The organism is Streptomyces sp. NBC_01092, assembly GCF_045039535.1.
In the GTDB taxonomy this organism is placed as follows: domain Bacteria; phylum Actinomycetota; class Actinomycetes; order Streptomycetales; family Streptomycetaceae; genus Streptomyces.
In genome coordinates, this window is record NZ_CP108659.1 from 6,070,925 (window position 1) to 6,090,229 (window position 19,305).

Genomic DNA, 19,305 nt, shown 5'->3' on the forward strand with positions numbered 1-19,305 from the left:
CGCGGTCATAACCTGGAGCGCATGTCAGCGATCCGTCTCCTCGTGCTCGGTGCGGTCCGGCAGCACGGGCGGGCCCATGGGTATCAGGTGCGCAACGACCTGGAGTACTGGGGCGCGCACGAGTGGTCCAACGCCAAACCCGGCTCGATCTATCACGCCCTGAAGCAGATGGCGAAGCAGGGGCTGCTGCACGCCCATGAGATCGCGCCGTCCACGGCAGGCGGGCCGCCGCGCACGGAGTACGAGATCACCGAGAAGGGCGTCGAGGAGTACCTCGGGCTGGTCCGCGAGGCGCTGACCTCCTACGACCAGAAGATGGACGTCAAGTCGGCGGCCATCGGCTTCATGGTCGACCTGCCGCGCGGCGAGACGGTCGCCCTGCTCAAGGAGCGCATCCGGCGCATCGAGGAGTGGCGCTCCGCCGTCACCGAGCACTATGTGCCCGAGGCGGGCCCCGGCCAGCTCGGCCACATCGGCGAGATCATGAACCTCTGGGTCCACACCGCCGACGCCGAGGCCGAGTGGACCCAGGGGCTCATCGCGCGGATCGAGGGCGGCGCGTACACCTTCGCCGGGGAGGGTGATCCGTTCGTCGGGGTCCTCGCCGAGGATCAGGAGAACCCGTACGCGACGGGGGAGCGGCATCCGGAGGACGACCGCTAATCAAGTTTGACTATCTGATTCCCGGGTACTAGCTTCGGGCTGGTAGTCAACTTTGACTAGCAAGGGAGTTCTCAGTGGCCGACACGGCGATCATCGTCGAAGGGGCACGCAAGAAGTACGGCGGCAAAGCCGGCAAGTACGCACTCGACGGGCTCGACCTCACGGTCGCGCGGGGCACCGTGCAGGCGGTGCTCGGCCCGAACGGCGCGGGCAAGACGACCCTGGTCCGCATCCTGTCCACCCTGCTGCGGCCCGACAGCGGCCGCGTCGAGGTGGCCGGACACGACGTGCTGCGCCAGGCGTACGAGGTGCGCCTGCGCATCGGCCTCCTCGGTCAGCACGCGGCCCTGGACGAGGAGTTGGACGGCCGTCAGAACCTGGAGATGTTCGGCAGGCTCTACCACCTCGGAGCCCGCCACGCGCGCGTGCGTGCCGGCGAGCTCCTGGAGCGCTTCGGCCTGGCCGACACCGGCCGCAAGCCGGTCAAGCAGTACAGCGGCGGCATGCGGCGCCGCCTCGACCTGGCCGCGTCTCTCATCGGCGACCGGCACGGCGCCGACCCCGAGGTGCTCTTCCTGGACGAACCCACCACCGGCCTCGACCCGCGCGGCCGCGCCGAGGTCTGGTCCGCCGTCCGCTCCCTGGTCGGCGGCGGCACCACGGTCCTGCTCACCACCCAGTACCTGGAGGAGGCCGACCAGCTGGCCCACCGCATCTCGGTCGTCGACGCCGGCCGGGTCATCGCCGACGGCACGGCGGACGAGCTCAAGGCGACGACCGGCGGCGACCGCATCGACGTCGTCCTGCGCGACGCGGGCCAACTGGGCGCCGCCGTCGCCCTGTTGCCCGTACCGAAGGACGCCGTCTCGGTGGACCCCGACCGCCGGCTGCTCAGCGCCCGCGTCACCGACCGGATGGCGGCGCTCTCCGGCGTCGTACGGGCCCTGGAGGCGGCCGGGATCGAGGCCGAGGACGTCGCGCTGCGCCGCCCGACGCTGGACGAGGTGTTCCTGCACCTCACCGGGGACGACCACCGCGTGAAGGAGCCCGCATGAGCACGAACGCCTACGCCCTGACCGACTCCTGGACCATGACCCGCCGCGAACTCGCCCACTGGGCGCGCCAGCCCGTGCAGGTCGTGGTCAACCTGGTCTTCCCCGTGATGCTGCTGCTGATGTTCGGCTACCTCATCGGCGGCGGCCGCGGCGTCGACGGCTCCTACATCGACTACCTCGTCCCCGGCATGCTCGCGCTCACCATGGCCTTCGGCCTCGAGGGCACGATGATCGCGGTCACCCAAGACCTCAACAAGGGTGTGATCGACCGCTTCCGGTCCATGCCGATGACCAACGGGGCGGTCCTGGTGGGCCGTTCGGTGGCCGACATGTTCCAGTCGGCGCTGGCCCTGCTGGTCCTCATGGGCGTCGGATTCGCGCTCGGCTGGCGCGCGGACGGCGGCCCGGGGGCCTTCCTGGGCGCCGTGGGACTGCTCCTGCTCTTCCGCTTCGCCATGCTGTGGATCGGCATCCAGCTGGCCCTGGTGGCCGGCAAGCCGGAGCTGGTGCAGGCCGTGCAGATCCTGGTCTGGCCGATCGGCTTCCTGTCCAACGCCCTCGCCCTGCCCGAGTCCATGCCCGGCTGGCTGGGCACGGTCGTCGAGTGGAACCCGATGTCCCATACGGCGACGGCCGTACGGGACCTGTTCGGCGGCACCGGCACCGAACACCTCGGCGCGGCGATCCTGTGGCCGTTGGTGCTCCTGGCGGTGTTCTTCCCGCTGGCGGTACGGCGGTTCGCGCGCCTGAGCCGCTGACGGCCCCGCCGGACAGGCCCTAGTGGTGGAAGCCGGTGGCCGCGCCCTTGTCCTGGGTGTAGGGGCGCGGCTGCCGGCGCAGCTCCGGCAGGGACCGGCTCAGGTCCTCCACGAACAGCTCGGCGAGATCGGTGGAGAAGCCGTTGCGGCAGACCACCCGCAGCACCGACAGGTCCTCGCGATTCGGCGGGAACGTGTACGCCGGAACCAGCCAGCCGGCCTCACGCATCCGCCGCGAGACGTCGAAGACGTCATACGCCTTGACCTCCGGGGCCGTCGTGAACGCGAACACGGGCAGGTGGTCACCCCTGGTCACCAGCCGGAAATCGCCGAGCTGCTCCACGGCCTCGGCGACCTTCCCGGCCACGTCCCGCGCGGCCTGCTGCACGGCCCGGAACCCCTCCCGCCCCAACCGCAGGAACGAGTAGTACTGCGCCACGACCTGCCCACCCGGCCGCGAGAAGTTCAGCGCGAACGTCGGCATGTCGCCGCCCAGATAGTTGACGCGGAACACCAACTCCTCGGGCAGCGCCTCCTTGTCCCGCCACAGGGCCCAGCCGACGCCCGGGTAGACCAGGCCGTACTTGTGCCCGGAGGTGTTGATCGAGGCGACCCGTGGCAGCCGGAAGTCCCACTGGAGGTCCTCGTCGAGGAACGGCGCCACCATGGCGCCGGACGCCCCGTCGACATGCACCGGGACATCGAGCCCGGTGCGCTCCTGGAGGGCGTCGAGCGCGGCGCACAGGTCCCCGATCGGCTCGTACGAACCGTCGAAGGTCGAGCCCAGGATCCCGACGACGCCGATGGTGTTCTCGTCGCACAGCTCGGCCGCCGCCTGCGGATCGAGATGGAACCGCTCGCCCTCCATCGGCACCAGCCGGGGCTCCACCTCCCAGAAGTTGCAGAATTTGTCCCAGCAGACCTGGACGTTGACGCCCATCACCAGGTTGGGGCGCGCGCCGGGGTAACGGTCGGCGTTGCGCCGCATCCAGCGCCGCTTCAGCGCCATCCCGGCGAGCATGCAGGCCTCGCTGGAGCCGGTGGTGGAGCAGCCCACGGCCGCCGACGGGTCGGGCGCGTTCCACAGATCGGCGAGTATCGCCACACAGCGCCGCTCCAGCTCGGCGGTGCGCGGGTACTCGTCCTTGTCGATCATGTTCTTGTCTCGGCACTCCGCCATCAACACGCTCGCCTGCGGCTCCATCCACGTGGTGACGAAGGTGGCGAGATTCAGCCGTGAGTTGCCGTCCAGCATCAGCTCGTCGTGCACGAGCTGATACGCCGACCACGGCGACATGGGGGCGTCGGGGAGCCGATGCGTGGGCGGGGCCTCCGTCATGCCGCCGACCGGGTTCGCCTCGCCGTAGAAGGGATTCACGGACAGCCTGCGCAGGCCGTCCTTGTCCGGTGCTTCGCTGTTCCCACGATGCAGTGGCATGCAATCGACGGTAGAACCGAGCCGCCCGGCTTGCACCTCACGCCACGTAAGGACCCAGTGTGAAGCGTGAACCGAGAAGGGAGCGGAAGTGAGCTACTCCGTGGGACAGGTCGCGGCCTTCGCCGGCGTGACGGTGCGCACCCTGCACCACTACGACGACATCGGCCTGCTCGTACCCGGCGAGCGCAGCCACGCGGGCCACCGGCGCTACAACGACGCCGACCTCGACCGGCTGCAGCAGATCCTGTTCTACCGAGAGCTCGGCTTCCCGCTCGAAGAGGTCGCCGCCCTGCTCGACGACCCGGCCGCGGACCCGCGCGAACACCTGCGCCGGCAGCACGAGCTGCTGACCGCCCGGATCGAGAAGCTGCGCAAGATGGCGGAGGCCGTGGAGCACGCCATGGAGGCACGCAAGATGGGGATCAATCTCACGCCGGAGGAACGCTTCGAGGTCTTCGGCGACAACGACCCGGAGCAGTACGCCGAGGAGACGGAACAGCGCTGGGGCAACACGGAGGCGTACGCCGAGTCACAGCGCCGCGCCGCGAGCTACACCAAGGAGGACTGGAAGCGGATGCAGGCGGAGGCGGCCGAGTGGGGCGAGCGCTACGTCGCCCTCGTGGCCGCCGACGAACCGCCGACCGGTGAGCGTGCCATGGACCTCGCCGAGGAACACCGGCAGCACATCGGCACGTGGTTCTACGAGTGCGGCTACGAGATGCACCAGTGCCTCGCCGAGATGTACGTCGCGGACGAACGCTTCAAGGCGTTCTACAACACCATGCGTCCCGGCCTCGCCGAGCACCTGCGGGCCGCGATCGTCGCGAACGCGGCCCGGCACTCCTCGTGATCCCTGGCCCGGGACCCCGCACGGGTCACTCCCGGGCCAGGACCACCGCGGTCCCGTAGGCACACACCTCGGTGCCCACGTCGGCCGCCTCGGTCACGTCGAAGCGGAACGCCAGCACACCGTTCGCGCCACGCGCGCGTGCCTGCTCGACGAGCCGCTCCATGGCCTGGTTGCGGGTCTGAACGAGCGTCTTGGTGAGCCCCTTGAGCTCACCGCCGACCAGTGACTTCAGTCCGGCGCCGATCTGACTGCCGACGTGCCGGGAGCGCACGGTCAGTCCGAAGACCTCGCCGATGACTTCCGTGACCCGGTGTCCGGGGACGTCATTCGTGGTCACTACCAGAACGTCGGGCTGGGGTTCCTGCCCGCCGCCGTACTCTTCGATGCCCATGGCTCACAGCTTTGTCCCAGCGGGGGCACAGTGCATCCTGAACGGGTCCATGGAACCTGGGCGACCGGCGCGGCGTTGATACTTTTGACGCGCCAGTCACAGCCCGCCCGCCCCTTCCCCGCAGGAGCCACAATCCCGTGACCACGCTTGCGCTCGCACCCGAGTGGCTCAGTCCGGACTATCTGATCGAGACCTTCAGCCTCCCCGGCATCCTGCTGATCGTCTTCGCCGAATCCGGTCTCTTCGCGTTCCTGCCCGGGGACTCCCTGCTGTTCACGGCGGGCCTGTTCGTGGCCGAGGGGAACTACATCAGCCAGCCGCTGTGGCTGGTCTGCACGCTCATCGTCCTGGCGGCCGTCATCGGCGACCAGGTCGGTTACATGATCGGCAAGTTCTTCGGACCCAAGCTCTTCAACCGCCCGAACTCCAGGCTCTTCAAGAAGGAGAACCTGGAGAAAGCGCACGAGTTCATGGAGAAGTACGGCCCCAAGGCGATCGTCCTCGCCCGCTTCGTGCCGATCGTGCGCACCTTCGCCCCCATCGTGGCGGGCGCCGGCCGCATGAGGTACGCCACATTCCTCACGTACAACGTCATCGGCGGTATCGCCTGGGGCACCGGCGTCACCCTCGCGGGCTACTGGCTCGGCCAGATCGCGTTCATCAAGACGAACGTCGAGGCGATCCTCATCCTGATCGTCTTCGTCTCCGTGGTCCCGATCATCATCGAGGTCCTGCGCGAGCGCGCCAAGAAGAAGCGCGCGGCGGCACAGGCTCCGGCCCCCGCCCAGCAGCACCCCCAGGCGATGGACGACGCGACGACCCAGCTCCGCCGCATCGAGCCCGACGACCAGCCCCAGCAGCAGAACGGCCAGCACGGCCAGCAGCAGTACGGCCAGCACGGCCAGCAGCAGTACGGCAACCACGATCAGCAGCAGTACGGCAACCACGATCAGCAGCAGTACGGCTACGACCAGCAGTACTACGGCCAACAGCCCCAACAGCCCCAACAGCCCGAACAGCAGCAGCCGTACGCCCAGCAGTACCCCCAGGGCTACGGCCAGCAGCACCAGCAGTACCCGCCGAACCAGGGCTACTGACACGCCCTCAGGCAACCCGCAGTCGCCGTCCACCCGGAAGTGACCGAGCTGCCAGGCGCTCAGAACCCTCGAGTCCGCTTGGCGGCCCGCCGCTTCTCCGGGGACCCGATCCGCAGGAACAGTCGGGAGATCTCGGCCCCGAGGTTCACCCCGATGGCAATGGCCATGGCCAAGGACGCCGCCGTGGCCAACGAGACCAGCCCCTTGTCGACGTTGTTCTGCGCGATCGACAACAGCCCGAAATACGTCGCGGAACCCGGCAACAGAGGCCCGATCGCCGCGGTGGTGTACGGCAACGCCGAAGCGAACCGATACCGCGCCATCAGCTGCCCGAACAGCCCCACCAGCCCGGCCGCGACAGCCGTAGAGGCAACCGGCGAGAACCCACCGGTGTAGTGCATGGCGCCGTACACGACCCAGGCGACACCCCCGTTGAGGGTCACGGCGAGCACGGTGGACCGTTCCTGCTGGAGCAGCACCGCGAAGGTCAGCGACAGCAGCATCGACGCGGCGATCTGCCAGTAGGGCCGTGAGGAGATCTTCAGCGCCGCATCCGGGTCGAGCTCGGCGCCCAGGTTCACCCCGAAATACAGGACCACCAGCACCCCGACCACGATGCCGACGAAGAGGTACATGACCTCCAGCAGCCGTGCCGCCGCGGTGATGTAGAAGCCGGTCAGCCCGTCCTGCACGCCCGCCACCAGCGCCCGCCCCGGCAGCAGCGCGAACAGCCCACCGGTGATCACCGCCGACGCCTTCACGTCGACGTGCGCCAGGGTCAGCGCGACCCCTATCGCGGCCGGCGGCATCGCGGCCACCGTGAACTGGTAGAACTCCGGCAGCCCCCGCCCCGCGCACAGCCACGCCAGCCGGTCGCCGAGCATCGCGCCGATCATGGCCGCGACGAACACGATCAGGTCACCGCCGACCAGCACGGATGCCGCGCCCGCGAGCAGCCCGCTCGCCGAGGTGAGCACCCAGGTCGGGTACGGGTGCCGGTTGCGGCGGATCTCCGCGAGGCGCCCGTAGGCCTCCTCCAGCGAGATGTGGCTCTCCGGGTCGCTGAGGTCGTCGACGAGCTGGTACACGGCCGCCAGACGCGTGTAGTCGGTGCCGCGCCGCCGTACCGTGCGCGCCGCCGTCACCGGATCGTCCACCAGCGAGGGCTGGTGCGAGATCGACAGCAGCGTGAAGGTGACGTTCGGCTCGCAGCGGTCCAGTCCGTAGGACCGGCAGACCGCGAACATCGCGGCCTCCACGTCCTCCGCGCCCTCACCGCCCGCCAGCAGCAGCTCGCCGATGCGAAGCGTCAGGTCGAGCACGCGCGGGACGGCCGGACCCTCCTCCTCCGCCTTCGGCATCCGCTCCGGCGCGGGCCGCTCGGCCACCGGCATGCGCAGCATCGTGCGCATCCGGTCCTGCCACGGCAGGTCCTTGGTCAGGCTGATCTTCGGTATGCCGCCGGCGGGGGTGAACGCGGGCACGACGTCCTCGACGTCGTAGCCGCTGGGCGTGCTGAACGCCGAGTGCTCGGGTTCGTGGACCGGCGGCTGCGGCACGCCCAGGCCCTTGGGCAGGGCGAACTCGGAGGTGGTCTCCGACTCGCTGTCCCCCACCTCGATCCCGGCGGGCGGCGTGAACGCCATCCTCGCCTCGTCCGACTGCGGCTTGCGGTCCTCCGCGTCCGTCACCTGCGTAGCACTCCCTGTACGACACCTCCTGCCGCACTCAGTATGCGCACAGACACACGAACGGGCTGCACGCGTGCGCGTACAGCCCGTTCACATGGCCAAAGGCCAGGGGTTGCCTCAGTGGCCGCCCTGGTCCTTGAAGCGCTTGTAGGAACGCTCGATCTCGACCTCGGCCTCGGTGCGGCCCACCCAGTCGGCGCCCTCGACGGACTTGCCGGGCTCCAGGTCCTTGTACACCTCGAAGAAGTGCTGGATCTCCAGGCGGTCGAACTCCGACACGTGGTGGATGTCGCGCAGGTGCTCCACGCGCGGGTCGGACGCCGGCACGCACAGCAGCTTGTCGTCGCCGCCCGCCTCGTCGGTCATCCGGAACATGCCGATCGCGCGGCACTTGATGAGGCAGCCGGGGAACGTCGGCTCCTCCAGGATGACCAGCGCGTCCAGCGGGTCACCGTCCTCGCCGAGGGTGTTCTCGACGAAGCCGTAGTCGGCCGGGTAGCTGGTCGAGGTGAAGAGTCGACGGTCCAGGCGGATCCGACCGGTCTCGTGGTCCACCTCGTACTTGTTCCGCGAACCCTTCGGGATCTCGATCGTGACGTCGAACTCCACCGGTGGCTCCTCCATGATCAACACATAGTTCTGGTGGTTAAGTGTCCCTCACGCAGGTGTGTGATCGCGAAAGGGGCTGGTGGTCGTGCCAGAGCTGAGGCCTTGGCGAGCCGCGAGACCGCATGTGACGCGGGTCGCGGGTGCCGTACGACCCCGTCTGGCACGGGCCGCGGAGGCCGTACGCCCCCGTCTCGCACGCGCCGCGACGGCCGCGAAACCGCGGGTCGCACGGTTCGCGCGAGCCGTATCCCCGCAGGCCGCGCGGATCACGAGGCCGAAGACCTGGCAGTACACCGCGGGCGCCGCCACCGCCGGACTGGCGCTGGCCGCCGCCGTGGTGACCTCCGCCGGACCCTGGGACTCCACCGGTCAGCGTACGGCCGAGCGGGACTGGGCGGTCGCCCAGAAGCGCACGGGTGGCACAGATCACGGCCGTAATGCCGATACATCCGATTCCTCCGGCACCTCGGCCGAAGGCCCCCGCCCGGCCCCCAGCGCGGCCTCCGTCCTGACCGGCCTGGGCGGCGGCGTCGGCGCCGTGAACACGGCCCCCGACGGCAAGGCCGTCGCCGGCCTGGTCGGCCCGCTCCTGGACGACCCGGCGCTCGGCCGCAGCTCGGCGGCGATCGTCGACGTGGCCAGCGGCAAGCGCCTGTACGGCGACGGCGCCGACGAGGCCCTCACGCCCGCCTCCACCACGAAGATCGCCACCGCCGCGGCTGCCCTCGCCGCACTGGGCCCCGACCGCCGCCTCACCACCCGTACCGCCCTGGAACCCGACACGAAGGAACTGGTCCTGGTCGGCGGCGGCGACCCCACACTCACGGCCCGCAAGGACGCCGAAGGCTGGGCGAGCCTGCGCGAACTGGCCGACCGCACGGCCGAGGCCCTGGCACAGCGGGGCATGCGCCAGGTCACCCTTTCGTACGACAAGACGCTGTACGCCGGTCCCGAACTGCACCCCATCGGGGACAACGGCAACCTCGCCCCGGTCAGCGCCCTCATGGTCGACGAGGCCCGCCCCTCCGACTCCACCAGCGGCCCCGTGGAGCGGGTGGAGGACCCTGCCAGGGACGCGGCGGTCAAGTTCGCGGCCCTCCTCGCCGACCACGGCATCAAGACGAGCGCGCCCGGCCCGTCGAAGGCGACCGGCCGAGCCCAGTCGCTCGCCCAGGTCTCCTCGCCGCCGCTGTCCGCCCTGGTCGAGCGCATGCTCACCAACAGCGACAACGACATCGCCGAGCACCTCGCCCGCCAGACCGCCGTGGCGAGCGGCGCGCGCGCCGACTTCACCGGCGCGGGCAAGGCGATCGGGGCTCAGCTGAAGAAGCTGGGGCTCCCGGTGGCGGGCGCCGACTTCAAGGACGGCAGCGGCCTCAACCGCGCCGACAAACTCACTGCCGACCTGCTCACGGCCCTTCTGGCCAAGGCGGCGGACCCGACCCACCCCGAACTCCGCCCGGTCCTGACCGGCCTGCCCGTGGCAGGCTTCACCGGCACCCTGGCCGGCCGCTACACGGACGGCGCGGCCGGCATCGTCCGGGCGAAGACGGGCACCCTGTCCAGCGTGAACTCCCTGGCCGGCACGGTCGTGGACCAGGACGGCCGCCTGCTCGCCTTCGCGTTCCTGTCGACGGGCACCGACACCGAGGCGGCCCGGTCCGCGCTGGACCGAACGGCGACGGCACTGGCGGCGTGCGGCTGCGGCTGACCACCGCCAACCCCCGCCGCCGCAAACCTCCACGGCCTGCCCCAAGTGGGAACGCTCACGTACGGTTGACACATGACGAGCATCGGTGGTGCCGAGATGGTCGACTGGAATCTCGCGGTCGCGACCGCGACCCGGTTCGTGAGGCCGGGCCCGGAGGTGAGCCGCGACGAGGCCCGCGCCGTCGTCGCCGAGCTGCGCCGGCATGCCAAGGCCGCGGAGGAACACGTCCGGGGCTTCACCCTCATGGGTACCGGCGACATCCACGACACCCCCGTCCTCGTCGTCGACCGCCCCGGCTGGGTCCGGGCGAACGTCGCCGGCTTCCGCGAGATCCTCAAGCCCCTCCTCGACAAGATGCAGGAGCGGCGCACCAGCAGCCCCGGCGGCGCGGTCCTCGGCGCGGTCGGCGGCAAGGTCACCGGCGTCGAACTGGGCATGCTGCTGTCCTTCCTCGCCTCCCGCGTCCTCGGCCAGTACGAGACCTTCGCCCCGGCCACCCGCGACCTCCCGGCGGGCGAGCACGGCGGCGGCCGCCTCCTCCTCGTCGCCCCGAACATCGTGCACGTCGAGCGCGAACTCGACGTGCACCCCCACGACTTCCGCCTGTGGGTGTGCCTGCACGAAGAGACCCACCGCACGCAGTTCAGCGCGGTGCCCTGGCTGCGCGACCACCTGGAGGGCGAAATCCAGTCGTTCTTGGGGGAGACGGACGTCGACCCCATGACCGTGCTGGAGCGCATCCGCGAGGCCGCCCAGTCCCTCACCGGCAGTCGGCCCGAGGCCGAGGAGGACGACGGCGGACGTTCGTTCGTCGAACTGGTGCAGACCCCGGCCCAGCGGGAGATCCTCGGCCGCCTCACCGCCGTGATGTCCCTCCTGGAGGGCCACGCCGACTTCGTGATGGACGGCGTCGGCCCCGCGGTCGTGCCGTCCGTCGCCGAGATCCGCGAAAAGTTCCAGCAGCGACGCGCCAAGGGCGCCTCAAGGCTGGACATCGCCCTGCGCAAGCTGCTCGGCCTGGACGCCAAACTCAGGCAGTACCGCGACGGGGAACGCTTCGTACGAGCCGTCGTGGAACAGGTCGGCATGGACGGCTTCAACCGTGTCTGGACATCCCCGAACACCCTCCCCACCAAGGCGGAGATCGCCAAACCGGCGGACTGGATCGCGCGGGTGCACCGCAAGGCGGAGTCGTGAAACACGCGCCGAGTCGTGCATCTCATACGAAGGTCGTGAACCGAATCCGGCCGACGGCAGGCGAACGCCCCTCCAATCACCCGTCCGAGGGACCGTGAGCCATGGGTAGGCGTGCAATGCTCGGGGAACGGCCCGGTTCTGTCACCATCTACACACTCTGAGTGACTGAACTCGGACTCACCCCCCGACAACTTCATGAAGGGAACCGGACATGGGTCCCCATCCTGCGGTCGCGGCGATACGCCTGGCGGTCCGCCGCGTCCTCCACGACATCCTCACCGAACACAGCCGCATCACCGACGTCCCCGCGCCGAGCAGCCCGCGCGCGGCCTCGCCCAAGGCGCCGCCCGTGCTGTCGACCGGCGCCCAGCGCGCCCCCCACGGCACCGCGCTCGAAACGTCGTACGAGCTCCCCGGCCAGAGCCCCCAGGAGCCCCCGCGCGCTGCCCTGCACGAGCGGCCCCCCTCCCCGCTCGTGCTCGTCGCATGCTCCGGCGGCGCCGACTCCATGGCCCTCGCCTCCGCCCTCGCGTTCGAAGCCCCCAAACTCGGCATCCGCGCCGGCGGCATCACCGTCGACCACGGCCTCCAGCCCGGCTCCGATCTGCGCGCCGACGAAGTCGCCCTGCGCCTGAGCGAACTCGGCCTCGACCCGGTCGAGTCCCTCGCCGTGACCGTCGGCCGCACCGGTGGCCCCGAGGCAGCCGCCCGCGACGCGCGCTACGCCGCCCTCGACGACGCCGTCGAACGCCACGGCGCCACCGCCGTCCTGCTCGGCCACACCCGCGACGACCAGGCCGAGACCGTCCTGCTCGGCCTCGCCCGCGGCTCCGGCATCCGCTCCCTGTCCGGAATGGCCGCGGTCTCGGGGGCCGGCGGCCGTTACCGCCGCCCCTTCCTCGGACTCGACCGGCAGACCGCGCGCAAAGCCTGCATGGTCCAGTCCCTGCCGGTCTGGGACGACCCCCACAACTCCGATCCCGCGTACACCAGGTCGCGACTGCGCCAGGAAGGCCTGCCCGCCCTGGAGAAGGCGCTCGGCAAAGGCGTCGTCGAGGCCCTCGCCCGCACCGCCCAGCTCTCCCGCGACGACGCCGACGCCCTCGACGCCTGGGCCAGCCAGGCCGAGGCCGCCGTACGCGACGCGACCGGCCTCCTGGAGTGCGCCAAGCTGTACGCGCTGCCGCCCGCCGTACGCCGCCGGATCCTGCGCCGCGCCGCCATCGAGGCCGGGGCGCCCGCCGGTTCGCTGTTCGCCCGTCACATCGAGGAAGTCGACCGTCTGATCACCGGCTGGCGCGGCCAGGGGGCCATCAATCTCCCCGGCAAAGTCGTCGCCCAGCGCCAGGGTGGCAGACTGGTGATTCGGCAAGGCTGATTCGCGACCCCTCCGCAGTGCAGATCACGGAGGGGCCGGCGGGCCGAGAATGCGGGACGACCGACCGAAAGTGATGCGGGTGGACGCGAAAGACATGGGTGACGACCTCCAGCAGGTGCTGATCACCAAGGAAGAGATCGACGCCAAGCTGGCAGAGCTGGCAGCGAAGATCGACGCGGAATACGAGGGCAAGGACCTCCTCATCGTCGGTGTCCTCAAGGGCGCGGTGATGGTCATGGCCGACCTCGCCCGGGCGCTGTCCACCCCCGTCACCATGGACTGGATGGCCGTGTCGTCGTACGGCGCCGGCACCCAGTCCTCCGGTGTCGTGCGGATCCTCAAGGACCTCGACACCGACATCAAGGGCCGCCACGTCCTGATCGTCGAGGACATCATCGACTCCGGCCTGACGCTGTCCTGGCTGCTGTCCAACCTCGGCTCGCGCGAGCCGGAGTCGCTCAAGGTGTGCACCCTGCTGCGCAAGCCGGACGCCGCGAAGGTCGCCATCGAGGTCGAGTGGGTCGGCTTCGACATCCCCAACGAGTTCGTCGTGGGCTACGGCCTCGACTACGCCGAGAAGTACCGCAACCTCCCGTTCGTCGGTACGCTCGCGCCCCACGTCTACGGCGGCTGAGTCCGACGGTCCGCGACCGCGGACCCGAAGGGCCCAACCCCCGTACGAAGATCGGGAACCCCAGCGGGCCTCGCGCCGTTGGAGCATGCAGACGGGCTTACCGGCCGTCCCGTGCGGCTACGCGCGACAAAGCTGGGGTACCGTCAGAAGAACTGTCTTATCAAACTCACTATGGCAGGAGGGACGGGGCGACACCGCTCCGTATGGATGGACGTGAAGCGATACTTCCGTGGGCCGGTCATGTGGATCGTGCTGGCCGTCCTTGCCGTGGTCGTGTTGATGCAGGTCGTCGGCTCGTCCGGCGGCTACAAGACGGTGGACACCGGCCAGGTCGTCCAGGCGATCAATGACAACAAGGTCGAGTCGGCCAAGCTGACCACTGGTGACGAGAACACCATCAAGGTCCAGCTCAAGGACGGCGAAAAGGTCGAGGGCGCCACCAAGATCCAGGCGAGCTACATCGGCGACCAAGGCGTGACCATCGCCAGCACGCTGCAGAACAAGTACCAGGACAAGCAGATCCCGGACGGCTACACCGTCTCGCCGTCCAAGCAGAACCCGTTCGTCGGGATCCTGCTTTCGCTGCTTCCCTTCGTCCTCATCGTCGTCGTGTTCCTGTTCCTGATGAATCAGATGCAGGGCGGCGGCTCCCGGGTCATGAACTTCGGCAAGTCCAAGGCCAAGCTCATCACCAAGGACACCCCGAAGACGACGTTCTCGGACGTCGCCGGCTCGGACGAGGCCGTCGAGGAACTCCAGGAGATCAAGGAATTCCTCCAGGAGCCGGCCAAGTTCCAGGCCGTCGGCGCCAAGATTCCCAAGGGCGTACTGCTCTACGGTCCTCCCGGTACCGGCAAGACGCTCCTCGCGCGCGCCGTCGCCGGCGAGGCGGGCGTCCCCTTCTACTCGATCTCCGGTTCCGACTTCGTCGAGATGTTCGTCGGTGTCGGTGCCTCCCGAGTCCGTGACCTGTTCGAGCAGGCCAAGGCGAACGCCCCGGCGATCGTCTTCGTCGACGAGATCGACGCGGTCGGCCGCCACCGCGGCGCCGGCCTCGGCGGCGGTCACGACGAGCGCGAGCAGACCCTCAACCAGCTGCTCGTCGAGATGGACGGCTTCGACGTCAAGGGCGGCGTGATCCTCATCGCCGCGACGAACCGGCCCGACATCCTCGACCCGGCCCTCCTGCGCCCCGGCCGCTTCGACCGCCAGATCGCGGTCGACCGCCCGGACATGCAGGGCCGTCTGGAGATCCTCAAGGTCCACCAGAAGGGCAAGCCGGTCGCCCCGGACGTCGACCTGTCGGCGGTCGCCCGCCGCACGCCGGGCTTCACCGGCGCGGACCTGAGCAACGTCCTCAACGAGGCAGCGCTGCTGACGGCCCGCTCGGACCGGAAGCTGGTCGACAACCAGATGCTGGACGAGGCCATCGACCGCGTCGTGGCGGGCCCGCAGAAGCGGACCCGGATCATGTCGGACAAGGAAAAGAAGATCACCGCGTACCACGAGGGCGGACACGCCCTGGTCGCGGCGGCCTCCCCGAACTCCGACCCGGTCCACAAGATCACGATCCTCTCCAGAGGCCGTGCTCTCGGCTACACGATGGTCCTGCCGGACGAGGACAGGTACTCCACGACCCGCAACGAGATGCTGGACCAGCTGGCCTACATGTTGGGCGGCCGCGCGGCCGAGGAGCTCGTCTTCCACGACCCGACCACGGGCGCTGCGAACGACATCGAGAAGGCCACGACCACGGCCCGCTCGATGGTCACGCAGTACGGCATGACCGAGCGTCTCGGCGCCATCAAGTTCGGCGGCGACAACACCGAGCCGTTCCTCGGACGTGAGATGGCTCACCAGCGCGACTACTCGGAAGAGGTCGCCGCGCTGGTGGACGAGGAAGTCAAGAAGCTCATCGAGAACGCGCACAACGAAGCCTGGGAGATCCTCGTCGAGAACCGCGACGTCCTCGACAACCTGGTGCTTCAGCTGCTGGAGAGGGAGACGCTGGGCAAGGAGGAGATCGCCGAGATCTTCGCCCCCATCGTCAAGCGCCCGCCCCGGCCCGCCTGGACCGGGTCCTCCCGCCGCACGCCGTCCACCCGTCCGCCGGTGCTCTCCCCCAAGGAGCTCGCACTGACGAACGGCGCCAACGGCGCGACCCCGGCGATCTCCACCGCCAAGTCGACGGTGACGGAGCCCGCCCCGGCGGCCGAGCCGGCCCCCGAGGAGCGTCCCGAGAGCTGACGCCGTGACCCGGTGAGTCCACCGGGCCCGGAATGGATGCCGCGCCCCCCTGGTTTTAGCCTGGGGGGCGCGGCATTCTCGTATGCCCGCAGTTCAGACGCGTGACCCACACGCGCCACCCGCACAGGAACGAGGCACCACATGACCGACCCCGTGACGCTGGACGGCGAGGGCCGCATCGGCGAGTTCGATGAGAAGCGCGCCGAGAACGCGGTGCGCGAACTGCTGATCGCGGTCGGCGAGGACCCGGACCGTGAGGGCCTCAGGGAGACGCCGGCGCGGGTGGCGCGGGCGTATCGGGAGCTGTTGGCGGGACATACGCAGCAGCCTGAGGATGTGCTGACGACCACGTTCGACATCGGGCATGACGAGATGGTCCTGGTGAAGGACATCGAGATCGTGAGCCTCTGTGAACATCACATGCTGCCATTCCACGGCGTAGCTCACATTGGGTATATTCCGGCCGAAAATGGCAAGATCACGGGTCTATCCAAGCTTGCGCGACTGGTTGAGGTCTTTGCCCGTCGCCTGCAGGTGCAGGAACGACTCACCACTCAGATCGCCGACTCCCTGATGAAGATCCTCGAGGCCCGGGGTGCGATCGTCGTCATCGAGGCTGAGCACATGTGCATGTCGGTGCGCGGAATCCGCAAGCCGGGCGCCAAGACCACGACGTCGGCGGTGCGTGGTCAGCTTCGCGACGCTACGACCCGGGCCGAGGCGATGAGCCTGATACTGGCGCGCTGACCTGATTGTCAGTGGTGCCCGATACCGTCCTTGATCAGTGAGGTGATCGCTGATCAAGGGGGATCGCGGTGGGGTATGGGCTGCCCAGCAAGCAGTTGGTCAGTGTCGTCGGCGGGTGTCGACAGGCCAGGAACGTGGAGGTCGGGTCCAAGCTCTGGACCCTGGATGGGACGCGCACTGTGCAGACGACCGTCGTCGAGGTGTCGGCGGTCAAGGCACGTGACGTCGTCGATGTGGTTACCGACAGAGTGACGTTCACGGTGGCGCCCGACCAGGTGCTGGGTACACCCGACGGGTGGGTGCATGCGAGGGACGCTGGGGGGACCGTTCTCGCCTGGACATACGCACGCAAGCTGCACCGCGAGCGATTGACCATCAAGCCGGGATACGAGTTCGGGTACTTCGTGGGTGCCACGTGCGCCGATGCGACAGTGGGCAAGAACTATGTGTCCCTGGTCGTCAACGAGAAATCCTTCGCCTCGCGTTACGCGGCGTGTCTGACGGCCGCGACCGGCTTACCTGCTCGATTGGAGGCGGTCACTCGCCCCTCCGGGTACTTGCAGCGTGACGTTCCGGGGTTTCGGGTGAGGGTGGTCTCGTCGTATCTCGCCGATCTCATGCGTCAGTACCTCGGGGGCGATGCGCATCACATGCGTCAGCGACTTCCACGAGTGGTTCTGCGAGACATCGACACCTTCGAAGGGTTTCTTGACGGCTACGTCGAGGGCGACGGGTTTCGGCACAAGGACTGGGACGGGCGCACTGTGGTCAGTTCGAATGTGCCGTTCCTCTCGGAACTGGCCCGGATCATCGGTGCGCGGTTCACCCCGCGCCCCACAGGATCGTCCTCCGCGCTCGTCATCACAGACCGATGGCGTGCACGGGGAACGTTCATTGCCGAACAGCACCCACTGGAACTCGCTGAGTCGACCTGGGTCGAGGTCCGCGATGTCCAGCTGCGCAAAGCCGGGGGAGCCAAGCCGTTCACCCTCTACAGCTACCGTCTCGACCCATACCCGGGGTTCCTGGTGAACGGTCACCTCGCCCGCCAGCCCTGGTGAGCCAGGGGCTCTACGCCGTCGGCGCCGCCCCCGCGCCATTGTGTTCGTCGTCCTCCGGGAGTTTGCAGACGCGCTCCAGGAACACCGCTGCCGCTATCACGCCGAGGCCTGCCAGGACTGCGAAGCCGGCGTAGATGGCCTGGTCTCTGCGGGCGGGGACTTCGAGGTGTTCCAGGAGGAAGACGCCCGTGCCGCCGTACATGCCGGCGACGAGGGCGGCCACCAGGGCGCTGGCCTGGCCGAAGACGACCGCGCGGGCGGCCATCAGGGGGTCGACGCCCTTGGCCTCGGGCTGGCGTTCGCGCTGGGCCTTGAGGCGGGCGCGGATCGAGATCGTCGTGGACAGCAGCACCACGGCGATCAGGGCGAGCACGATGGGGGCGGCCAGGGGGACGCTGGGCAGGGTCCCGACGGCGTTCCACAGTCGGGTGCCCGCCCAGGACAGGACTCCGGCGACGATGAAAACGCCGGCCAGCATCCTGATGCGCAGCTCTCTCACGGTGTTTCTTCAGCTCCCCCGGGTGCCCGCGGATTGTGGTCGTCTTGACCTTAACGACTATTCGGGCAGCCGGAGTTCCAGGTCCATGCGCGGCGCCACGCCGGCCCGGGTGACCACGCCGAGCAGCGCGGCGATCGTGCCGCGGCCGGGCAACTGGGCCTCGGGCTCCAGGTCGTGCCAGGGGGCCAGGACGAAGGCCCGTTCGTGGGCGCGGGGGTGGGGGAGGGTGAGCTGCGGGTCGTCGGAGACGACGTCGGCGTAGGCGACGATGTCGACGTCGAGGGTGCGCGCGCCCCAGCGCTCGTCGCGGACCCGGTGGAAGGCCTCCTCGACCGCGTGCGCCCGCTCCAGGAGCGAGGACGGGGGGAGCGTGGTCTTGAGGACGACGACCGCGTTGAAGTAGGAGGGCTGGCTGCCGGGCTCGACGCCCCACGGCTCGGTCTCGTAGACGGGGGAGACTCCCTTGATGCGCACGCCCGGGGTGTCCTCCAGCGCGTCGATGGCGCCCTGGAGGGTCTCCAGCCGGTTCCCCAGGTTGGCGCCGAGGGAGATCACGGCCCGTTTGGGGTTGCTGAGGGTGGTGTCGGCGGCGTCGACCTGCTCGACGACGGAGGCGGGTACCGGCTGTACGGTCGGGTCGCTGGGGCCCTTGATGAAGGGTGCAGTCATACTCGGCTCCGGGTGATGGTGACGGTCACGTCGTCGAAGGGGACCGTGATCGGCGCGTGCGGTTTGTGGACGGTGACCTCGACCTCGTGGACCCCCTCGTGCTTCAGGCAGGCCTGGGCGATGCGCTCGGTGAGCGTCTCGATGAGGTTGACCGGTTCGCCCTCGACGACGGCCACGACCTCCTCCGCCACGATGCCGTAGTGCACGGTCTTCGCCAGGTCGTCGTCCGCGGCGGCGGGCCGGGTGTCCAGGCCGAGGACGAGGTCCACGACGAAGGTCTGGCCCTGCGCGCGTTCCTCGGGGAACACGCCGTGGTACCCGCGGGCCTTCAGGCCGCGCAGCGCGACACGATCCACGCGAATCACTCCTGCAATCGTCGGTGACGGCCGGTCGATGCCGTGTGCGGGCGGCACACCGGCCTCGAACGAATCTACCTGCGGGCACTGACAGGGCCGGGCAACGGGGGCGTGGGCCCGGTCCGGGCCGACAGGATTCATCGTGTGTTTTCCCTGGGGAATCCGGTGGCTCACGGGTTGGTAGCCGCCCCTACCCGCACGCACGTGATTCCAACCACTTCTTGGTCCCGGCGGGGCTCCGCGGGCCTCCTTGC

At 69.4% G+C, this 19,305-nt stretch carries 19 protein-coding genes; 12 read left to right on the forward strand and 7 right to left on the reverse strand.

Going from position 1 to position 19,305, the window contains the following annotated elements; genetic code table 11:
* Positions 1–21 precede the first annotated feature (21 nt).
* The 3 genes from OG254_RS27710 (at position 22) to OG254_RS27720 (ending at position 2,476) form a co-directional block, all read left to right on the forward strand.
* On the forward strand, positions 22–663 hold the full coding sequence (locus OG254_RS27710; protein ID WP_405586796.1) for a PadR family transcriptional regulator: 642 nt from the start codon (positions 22–24) through the stop codon (positions 661–663).
* Positions 664–737: 74 nt separating this feature from the next.
* The gene (locus OG254_RS27715) at positions 738–1,718 is read left to right on the forward strand and encodes an ATP-binding cassette domain-containing protein (protein WP_405586798.1); all 981 of its coding nucleotides are present in this window, start codon (positions 738–740) and stop codon (positions 1,716–1,718) included.
* Positions 1,715–2,476, forward strand: coding sequence for an ABC transporter permease (locus OG254_RS27720; RefSeq protein ID WP_405586801.1), 762 nt, complete (start codon positions 1,715–1,717; stop codon positions 2,474–2,476). Before OG254_RS27715 ends, OG254_RS27720 begins: the two co-directional genes overlap by 4 nt.
* Positions 2,477–2,495: 19 nt before the next feature.
* On the opposite strand, the gene OG254_RS27725 is transcribed toward OG254_RS27720, so the two are convergent.
* A complete protein-coding gene (locus tag OG254_RS27725; protein WP_405586804.1) occupies positions 2,496–3,914 on the reverse strand; it encodes a glutamate decarboxylase in 1,419 nt (472 codons plus the stop codon).
* An 88-nt stretch (positions 3,915–4,002) separates the two neighbouring features.
* Here OG254_RS27725 and OG254_RS27730 point away from each other — a divergent pair, with 88 nt between their 5' ends.
* Entirely contained in the window at positions 4,003–4,764 is a 762-nt protein-coding gene (locus tag OG254_RS27730; protein ID WP_405586807.1) for a MerR family transcriptional regulator, read from the forward strand.
* Positions 4,765–4,789: 25 nt separating this feature from the next.
* Here the strand turns inward: OG254_RS27730 and OG254_RS27735 are convergent, their stop codons facing one another.
* Positions 4,790–5,155 carry a YbjQ family protein gene (locus OG254_RS27735; RefSeq protein ID WP_351198955.1) on the reverse strand — a complete coding sequence of 122 codons (366 nt, stop codon included), beginning with the start codon at positions 5,153–5,155 and terminating at the stop codon, positions 4,790–4,792.
* A 137-nt stretch (positions 5,156–5,292) separates the two neighbouring features.
* On the opposite strand from OG254_RS27735, the gene OG254_RS27740 reads away from it, so the two are divergent.
* On the forward strand, positions 5,293–6,252 hold the full coding sequence (locus OG254_RS27740) for a DedA family protein (protein WP_405586811.1): 960 nt from the start codon (positions 5,293–5,295) through the stop codon (positions 6,250–6,252).
* Positions 6,253–6,311: 59 nt separating this feature from the next.
* Here OG254_RS27740 and OG254_RS27745 read toward each other — a convergent pair whose 3' ends face one another.
* Positions 6,312–7,943, reverse strand: coding sequence for a threonine/serine exporter ThrE family protein (locus OG254_RS27745; protein WP_405586814.1), 1,632 nt, complete (start codon positions 7,941–7,943; stop codon positions 6,312–6,314).
* Between the two features lie 117 nt (positions 7,944–8,060).
* The gene (locus OG254_RS27750) at positions 8,061–8,552 is read right to left on the reverse strand and encodes an inorganic diphosphatase (protein WP_147994916.1); all 492 of its coding nucleotides are present in this window, start codon (positions 8,550–8,552) and stop codon (positions 8,061–8,063) included.
* 79 nt (positions 8,553–8,631) lie between these two features.
* On the opposite strand from OG254_RS27750, the gene dacB reads away from it, so the two are divergent.
* The 7 genes from dacB to OG254_RS27785 all read left to right on the forward strand — a co-directional run bounded on the left by dacB (position 8,632) and on the right by OG254_RS27785 (position 17,527).
* Positions 8,632–10,263: a D-alanyl-D-alanine carboxypeptidase/D-alanyl-D-alanine-endopeptidase gene (dacB, locus tag OG254_RS27755; RefSeq protein WP_405586817.1), complete on the forward strand. Its 1,632-nt coding sequence runs from the start codon at positions 8,632–8,634 to the stop codon at positions 10,261–10,263.
* 72 nt (positions 10,264–10,335) lie between these two features.
* Positions 10,336–11,460, forward strand: a complete 1,125-nt coding sequence (locus tag OG254_RS27760; RefSeq protein ID WP_351198963.1) for a zinc-dependent metalloprotease — start codon at positions 10,336–10,338, stop codon at positions 11,458–11,460.
* A 211-nt stretch (positions 11,461–11,671) separates the two neighbouring features.
* A complete protein-coding gene (gene tilS, locus OG254_RS27765; RefSeq protein WP_405586819.1) occupies positions 11,672–12,838 on the forward strand; it encodes a tRNA lysidine(34) synthetase TilS in 1,167 nt (388 codons plus the stop codon).
* 73 nt (positions 12,839–12,911) lie between these two features.
* Positions 12,912–13,472 (forward strand): hypoxanthine phosphoribosyltransferase, encoded by a 561-nt coding sequence (gene hpt / locus OG254_RS27770; protein ID WP_147995251.1) that lies wholly within the window; start codon positions 12,912–12,914, stop codon positions 13,470–13,472.
* A 207-nt stretch (positions 13,473–13,679) separates the two neighbouring features.
* The gene (ftsH, locus tag OG254_RS27775) at positions 13,680–15,719 is read left to right on the forward strand and encodes an ATP-dependent zinc metalloprotease FtsH (protein ID WP_405586822.1); all 2,040 of its coding nucleotides are present in this window, start codon (positions 13,680–13,682) and stop codon (positions 15,717–15,719) included.
* A 141-nt stretch (positions 15,720–15,860) separates the two neighbouring features.
* Positions 15,861–16,466, forward strand: a complete 606-nt coding sequence (gene folE, locus OG254_RS27780; RefSeq protein WP_147994920.1) for a GTP cyclohydrolase I FolE — start codon at positions 15,861–15,863, stop codon at positions 16,464–16,466.
* A gap of 179 nt (positions 16,467–16,645) precedes the next feature.
* Positions 16,646–17,527, forward strand: a complete 882-nt coding sequence (locus OG254_RS27785; RefSeq protein ID WP_405586825.1) for a hypothetical protein — start codon at positions 16,646–16,648, stop codon at positions 17,525–17,527.
* A gap of 10 nt (positions 17,528–17,537) precedes the next feature.
* Here OG254_RS27785 and OG254_RS27790 read toward each other — a convergent pair whose 3' ends face one another.
* Genes OG254_RS27790 through folB form a run of 3 tightly spaced genes read right to left on the reverse strand, consistent with a single transcriptional unit; the run spans position 17,538 to position 19,051 of the window.
* Complete coding sequence (locus OG254_RS27790) at positions 17,538–18,026, reverse strand: DUF3180 domain-containing protein (RefSeq protein WP_405586828.1); 489 nt, start codon at positions 18,024–18,026, stop codon at positions 17,538–17,540.
* Between the two features lie 57 nt (positions 18,027–18,083).
* Entirely contained in the window at positions 18,084–18,695 is a 612-nt protein-coding gene (gene folK / locus OG254_RS27795) for a 2-amino-4-hydroxy-6-hydroxymethyldihydropteridine diphosphokinase (protein WP_405586831.1), read from the reverse strand.
* Entirely contained in the window at positions 18,692–19,051 is a 360-nt protein-coding gene (gene folB, locus OG254_RS27800; protein WP_405586833.1) for a dihydroneopterin aldolase, read from the reverse strand. Before folB ends, folK begins: the two co-directional genes overlap by 4 nt.
* Positions 19,052–19,305: the final 254 nt, after the last annotated feature.